General features: G+C 37.4%; 6 protein-coding genes. 4 read left to right on the forward strand and 2 right to left on the reverse strand.

All coding sequences use genetic code 11. The features are described 5' to 3' along the window. Nucleotides 1-6: 6 nt before the first annotated feature. Complete coding sequence (fabF, locus tag B3C16_RS13345) at nt 7-1,260, reverse strand: beta-ketoacyl-ACP synthase II (RefSeq protein WP_121312065.1); 1,254 nt, start codon at nt 1,258-1,260, stop codon at nt 7-9. Between the two features lie 179 nt (nt 1,261-1,439). After that, entirely contained in the window at nt 1,440-1,676 is a 237-nt protein-coding gene (locus B3C16_RS13350; RefSeq protein WP_007137004.1) for an acyl carrier protein, read from the reverse strand. Between the two features lie 175 nt (nt 1,677-1,851). Between B3C16_RS13350 and B3C16_RS13355 the strand changes: the two genes are divergently transcribed. The 4 genes from B3C16_RS13355 to B3C16_RS13370 all read left to right on the forward strand — a co-directional run bounded on the left by B3C16_RS13355 (nt 1,852) and on the right by B3C16_RS13370 (nt 6,012). After that, nucleotides 1,852-2,415: a phosphoribosylglycinamide formyltransferase gene (locus B3C16_RS13355; protein ID WP_291132551.1), complete on the forward strand. Its 564-nt coding sequence runs from the start codon at nt 1,852-1,854 to the stop codon at nt 2,413-2,415. Nucleotides 2,416-2,506: 91 nt separating this feature from the next. After that, nucleotides 2,507-2,986, forward strand: coding sequence for a ribonuclease HI (gene rnhA / locus B3C16_RS13360; RefSeq protein ID WP_121312067.1), 480 nt, complete (start codon nt 2,507-2,509; stop codon nt 2,984-2,986). A gap of 76 nt (nt 2,987-3,062) precedes the next feature. Next, entirely contained in the window at nt 3,063-3,989 is a 927-nt protein-coding gene (locus B3C16_RS13365) for a PfkB family carbohydrate kinase (protein WP_121312068.1), read from the forward strand. Nucleotides 3,990-4,113: 124 nt separating this feature from the next. Next, nucleotides 4,114-6,012, forward strand: a complete 1,899-nt coding sequence (locus tag B3C16_RS13370) for an amidophosphoribosyltransferase (protein ID WP_121312069.1) — start codon at nt 4,114-4,116, stop codon at nt 6,010-6,012. Nucleotides 6,013-6,127 lie beyond the last annotated feature (115 nt).

Raw genomic sequence — 6,127 nt, forward strand, 5'->3', positions numbered from 1 at the left:
CTAATTTTAGTCTTCGAGTTTTTTGAATAAAACGCAAGCGTTGTGTCCACCAAAACCAAAAGTATTGCTCATCGCCACTTTCACTTCTCTTTTTTGGGCTTTGTTTAAAGTCAGGTTCAAAGAAGGATCAATGTTTTCATCTACAACCGTATGGTTAATGGTTGGCGGAACAATTCCATATTTCATAGCTAAAATAGAGGCAATCGCTTCAATCGCCCCGGCAGCACCTAGTAAGTGACCTGTCATCGATTTAGTAGAATTGATGTTGATGTTTTTTGCATGAGCACCAAAAACGGCACTAATCGCTTTCAACTCGGCTACGTCACCAAGTGGTGTTGAAGTTCCGTGCGTGTTGATATGATCAACTTGATCTGGTGACATTCCTGCATCACGTAAGGTATTTTCCATAACCGCAATCACGCCAATTCCTTCCGGATGCGGAGCTGTTAAGTGATAAGCATCTGAGGACATTCCGCCACCGCCAATTTCACAATATATTTTGGCACCACGTGCTTTCGCATGTTCGTATTCTTCTAAAACCAAAGCTCCGGCACCTTCGCCTAAAACAAATCCGTCACGAGTAGCATCAAAGGGTCTTGACGCCGTTTCCGGACTGTCATTTCTGGTTGATAAAGCTTGCATGGAGTTAAATCCGCCCATACCGGCAATAGTTACTGCAGCCTCTGAACCACCTGAAATAATCACATCACACATTCCTAAACGAATGTAGTTGAAGGCATCAATCAAGGCATTGGCAGAAGACGCGCAAGCAGAAACGGTAGTATAATTTGGCCCCATAAAACCATTTCGCATTGAAATGTGAGCTGGAGCTATATCAGCAATCATTTTTGGGATAAAGAAAGGATTGAATCTTGGCGTTCCATCTCCTTGAGCGTAGCTTATCACTTCATCTTGAAAAGTTTCCAATCCGCCAATTCCGGCACCCCAAATTACACCAACTCTCTGTTTATTTACATTGTCATTGGTAATTCCGGCATCTTTTATTGCTTCTTCACTGGCTGCCACAGCATATTGTGCAAACTTGTCCATTCTGCGAGCTTCCTTGCGGTCCATAAAATCTTCAATATTGAAGTTTTTGACTTCGCAGGCAAATTTTGTCTTGTGTTTTTCAGTATCATAATAGGTAATCAGAGCGGCGCCACTTTTACCGTTTACCAGCGCATTCCAATATTCTTCAATGGAATTTCCGATTGGTGTTAATGCACCCAAACCTGTTACTACAACTCGCTTTAACGCCATAATATGTTTTTTACAATTGTATTTAAACAAATAATACCCATGTTTTCTTCAAATATAATCATTAAAGAGACAGGGGTATTTCAATATTTTAAGATTGAATATCAATCAATGTTTATTCTTTTCAGTAAAAATAATAAAAACCCGTGAAAAACAGTTGTTCTTCACGGGTGATTTAATTATTATTTTTTTGCTTCTTCGATGTAAGAAATAGCTTGACCTACAGTAGCAATGTTTTCTGCTTGGTCGTCCGGAATTTGAATATCAAATTCTTTTTCGAACTCCATGATAAGCTCAACAGTGTCTAATGAATCAGCGCCTAAATCATTTGTGAAGCTTGCTTCTGTTACAACTTCGTTTTCGTCAACGCCTAATTTGTCTACGATAATCGCTTTTACTCTTGATGCAATGTCTGACATAATTTCTAATTTTTTAATTTTAATTGTTGGCAAAAATAAAAAACTTTATTTTAAAACAACCTTTTTGTTACTAAATGTGACCACGAAAATAAAAAATTTATTTCAGAATCTTACATTATGATGGTTTTAATTCGAGTAATTATTCTTTTTTTTGTGCTACCAAATTTGATCTTCCATGAAAAAGATTCTGCTTTTTGCCTCGGGCGCTGGTTCCAATGTGGAGAATATCATACAGTATTTCAAAAACAACGATAGTATAAGTATAGTCGGCATCTTTACTAACAATCTACATGCCAAAGTTTTAGATATAGCAAAATACCACAATGTGTTTTCCTTTGTTTTCAATAGGGAGGAGTTAAACGAAGGCTTTGTTCTAGAAAAAATCAACAAACTCCAACCTGACTTAATCGTTCTGGCCGGTTTTCTCTGGAAAATGCCAGATGTTATTGTACACCAATACCCAAATAAAATCATCAATATTCATCCGGCGCTTTTACCAAAATATGGCGGAAAAGGAATGTATGGTATGAAAGTACACCAAACTATTTTGGAAAACAAAGAAAAAGAAACCGGAATCACCATTCATTACGTCAACGAACATTATGACGAAGGCGAATTCATTTTTCAACAAAATATAAATATTGAAGATTGTCAATCTCCTGAAGAAATAGCGGTTAAAGTTCAAGCATTAGAACACGAACACTTCCCAAAAACAATTGAAAGACTGTTAGATTATTAGACTAACTTAGACTTCTTAGAAAAACGTAAGGAGTCTAAAAGTACAATCAATCTAACCCATTTAAAAAGTCTAACCAATCTAAGAAATCCAAATGTCACACCAAGTCCACATCTACACCGACGGCGCTGCCAAAGGAAATCCCGGAAACGGCGGTTATGGCGTTGTCATGGAAATGGTTGGAACACCTTATAAAAAAGAATTTTACGAAGGTTTTCGCTATACAACCAACAATAGGATGGAATTGTTAGGCGTAATCGTAGGTTTGGAAAAACTCAAAAATCCCAACATGAAAGTCTTGGTCATTTCCGATTCTAAATATGTAGTCGATGCTGTTGAAAAGAAATGGGTTTTTGGTTGGGAAAAGAAAAACTTCGCCGGTAAAAAGAATCCCGATTTGTGGATGCGCTTCCTCAAGATCTACCGCCAACACCAAGTCGATTTCAAATGGATTAAAGGCCACAATAACCATCCGCAAAACGAGCGCTGCGATGAATTGGCGGTTTATGCTTCAGGTTTGGAGAAACTTTCCATTGACGCTTTTTATGAGAAAGAAGAAGGAAAGTTACTTTAAGATGACTTTATCAGTTTTGACTTTGCCACTTTATGACTTATGCTTATCTTTGCGCCTTTAATTTGAAACGCAAATAATGAACAAACTTTTAATAGTAGGAACGGTTGCTTTTGACGCTATCGAAACACCTTTTGGAAAAACGGATAAAATCTTAGGTGGCGCTGGAACTTTCATCGGTTTATCCGCTTCGCATTTTAACTTACAATCAGCTATTGTATCGGTGGTTGGTGATGATTTCCCACAAGAATATTTAGACTTATTAACTGATAGAAATATTGATATTTCAGGTTTAGAAATTGTAAAAGGCGGCAAAACGTTCTTTTGGAGTGGTCGTTACCACAACGATATGAACTCAAGAGATACCTTGGCTACTGAATTAAATGTATTGGCTGATTTCAACCCAATTGTTCCGGAACATTTTAAAAATGCGGATGTAGTGATGTTAGGCAACTTACATCCTATTGTTCAAACCGGCGTTTTAAACCAAATGACACAAAAACCTAAATTAGTGGTTTTAGACACTATGAATTTTTGGATGGATTGTGCGTTGCCTGAATTATTGGACGTTATTAAACGTGTGGACGTTATTACAATAAATGATGAAGAAGCACGTCAATTATCCGGAGAATATTCTTTGGTAAAAGCGGCTGCGAAAATCCATACGATGGGACCAAAATATGTGGTAATCAAAAAAGGAGAACATGGCGCATTGATTTTCCACGATGAACACATCTTCTTTGCTCCTGCATTACCATTGGCCGATGTATTTGATCCAACCGGTGCAGGCGATACTTTCGCCGGAGGATTTGCAGGATTCATTACTCAACAAGGAGATATTTCTTTTGAAACCATGAAAACTGCCATCATTCAAGGATCTAACTTGGCTTCTTTCTGTGTGGAGCAATTCGGAACCGAAAGAATGCTCTCACTGAAAAAAGAAGAAGTGAACAAGCGCTTGAAACAATTCAAAGCTTTAACACAATTTGAAATAGAATTACAATAACTTTATGCCTCGAAATTTCGGGGCATTTTTTATTAAAAAATGACCGCGAATTCGCAAATTTATTTTGAATTTTTAATTTGCGACTTTGCGAAAAAAAACAAATTAACTACAAACTACAACTACAATGAGTGACGCAATAAAACACGAATGTGGAATTGCCCTTTTAAGATTAAAAAAACCCTTAGAATTCTACAAAGAAAAATACGGAACCGCTTTTTACGGCATACAAAAAATGTATTTGCTGATGGAAAAGCAACACAACCGCGGTCAAGACGGCGCCGGATTTGCTTCGATTAAATTTGACGTTGAAGCGGGTGAAAGATACATCAGCCGCGTGCGCTCAAACAAAGCACAACCCATTCAGGATATTTTTGCGCAAATCAATGAAAGAATTAATGAAGAACTGACTTTGCATCCTGAATATAATGACAACGTACAATTGCAAAAAGACCACATTCCTTATATAGGCGAATTGTTTTTGGGACATGTTCGTTACGGAACTTTCGGTAAAAACAGCATTGAAAGCGTTCATCCCTTTTTACGTCAGAACAATTGGATGCACCGAAACCTTATCGTGGCCGGAAATTTCAACATGACTAATGTGACCGAACTTTTCAACAGTTTGGTAGAATTAGGCCAACATCCAAAAGAAATGGCGGATACCGTAACTGTGATGGAAAAAATAGGTCATTTTCTTGATGATGAAGTGACCGACTTATATCAAGAATGTAAAAACAACGGCTTATCAAAAAGAGAAGCTTCCCCTATAATAGCTGAAAAATTAGACATTGCCAAAATCTTAAAACGGGCTTCTAAAGGTTGGGACGGCGGTTATGCGATGGCAGGATTATTAGGTCACGGCGATAGCTTTGTCTTCCGTGATCCGGCTGGCATTCGTCCGGCGTACTTTTATGAAGATGATGAAATTGTAGTCGTCGCTTCTGAAAGACCTGTGATTCAAACTTCCTTCAACGTCCCTTTCGAAAAGGTACAAGAATTACAACCCGGACATGCTTTGATTGTAAAGAAAAACGGAACCGTTTCGCAACAAGAAATCATTACGCCAACAGTAAAAAAAGCTTGTTCCTTTGAACGCATTTACTTTTCTCGTGGCAGCGATGCCGAAATCTATCAGGAAAGAAAAGAATTGGGTAAATTAATTTTACCGGCGGTTTTAGATTCAATTGAAAACGATACCGACAATACTGTTTTCTCTTTTATACCAAATACGGCTGAAACTTCTTTTTACGGAATGGTAGAAGCAGCGAATGATTTTCTGAACCAAAGAAAGAACCAGTTTATTTTGAATAACCGTAAAACGTTAACCAAAGAAAAACTCGAAGAAATTCTTTCGGTAAAAATCAGAACGGAAAAGATTGCTATAAAAGATGCTAAACTAAGAACCTTTATCACTGAAGATAGCAGTCGTGATGATTTGGTTGCGCACGTTTATGATGTGACTTATGGTGTGATCAAACCAACGGATAATTTGGTAATTATTGACGACAGTATTGTTCGCGGAACGACTTTGAAGAAAAGCATTCTTAAAATGATGGATCGATTGAATCCGAAAAGAATTGTTGTAGTTTCTTCGGCACCACAAATTCGTTATCCGGATTGTTATGGGATTGATATGGCTAAATTAGAAGGGCTAGTTGCTTTTCAAGCTGCGATTGAATTGTTGAAAGAGAGAAATCTTTATCACATCGTAGACGATGTCTATAAAAAATGTAAATCACAAGAGAATTTAAAAGACGCTGATGTAGTGAATTTCGTAACCGAAATTTACGCACCATTTAGCGACACTGAAATATCGAATAAAATAGCCGAGTTATTGCATCCCGAAGACATTAAAGCTGAAGTAAAAATCATTTTCCAAACTGTTGACAATTTGCACATCGCTTGTCCGAAAAACCTAGGAGATTGGTACTTTACCGGCGACTATCCAACACCCGGAGGTAACCGTGTTGTAAACAAGGCATTTATGAATTTTTTCGAAGGTAAAGATGCACGTGCGTACTAAAATTTTAACATTTTTTGTCTTTAAACGATTTTTGATGCAGTTCGTCTAAATTTTTTGTTTGCAAAATGTTAAACCACTTACATTTGACCTTACCATAGCATTAGTAGGTTAAGTT

The sequence above is a fragment of the Flavobacterium sp. UBA7682 genome, from assembly GCF_002482945.1.
GTDB lineage: Bacteria > Bacteroidota > Bacteroidia > Flavobacteriales > Flavobacteriaceae > Flavobacterium.

What these genes read in the sequence shown, in the direction of transcription:
- B3C16_RS13365 (WP_121312068.1), top strand. Translation starts at nt 3,063, where the DNA reads ATGAACAAACTTTTAATAGTAGGAACGGTTGCTTTTGACGCTATCGAA.
- B3C16_RS13350 (WP_007137004.1), bottom strand. Translation starts at nt 1,676, where the DNA reads ATGTCAGACATTGCATCAAGAGTAAAAGCGATTATCGTAGACAAATTA.
- B3C16_RS13355 (WP_291132551.1), top strand. Translation starts at nt 1,852, where the DNA reads ATGAAAAAGATTCTGCTTTTTGCCTCGGGCGCTGGTTCCAATGTGGAG.
- B3C16_RS13370 (WP_121312069.1), top strand. Translation starts at nt 4,114, where the DNA reads ATGAGTGACGCAATAAAACACGAATGTGGAATTGCCCTTTTAAGATTA.
- fabF (WP_121312065.1), bottom strand. Translation starts at nt 1,260, where the DNA reads ATGGCGTTAAAGCGAGTTGTAGTAACAGGTTTGGGTGCATTAACACCA.
- rnhA (WP_121312067.1), top strand. Translation starts at nt 2,507, where the DNA reads ATGTCACACCAAGTCCACATCTACACCGACGGCGCTGCCAAAGGAAAT.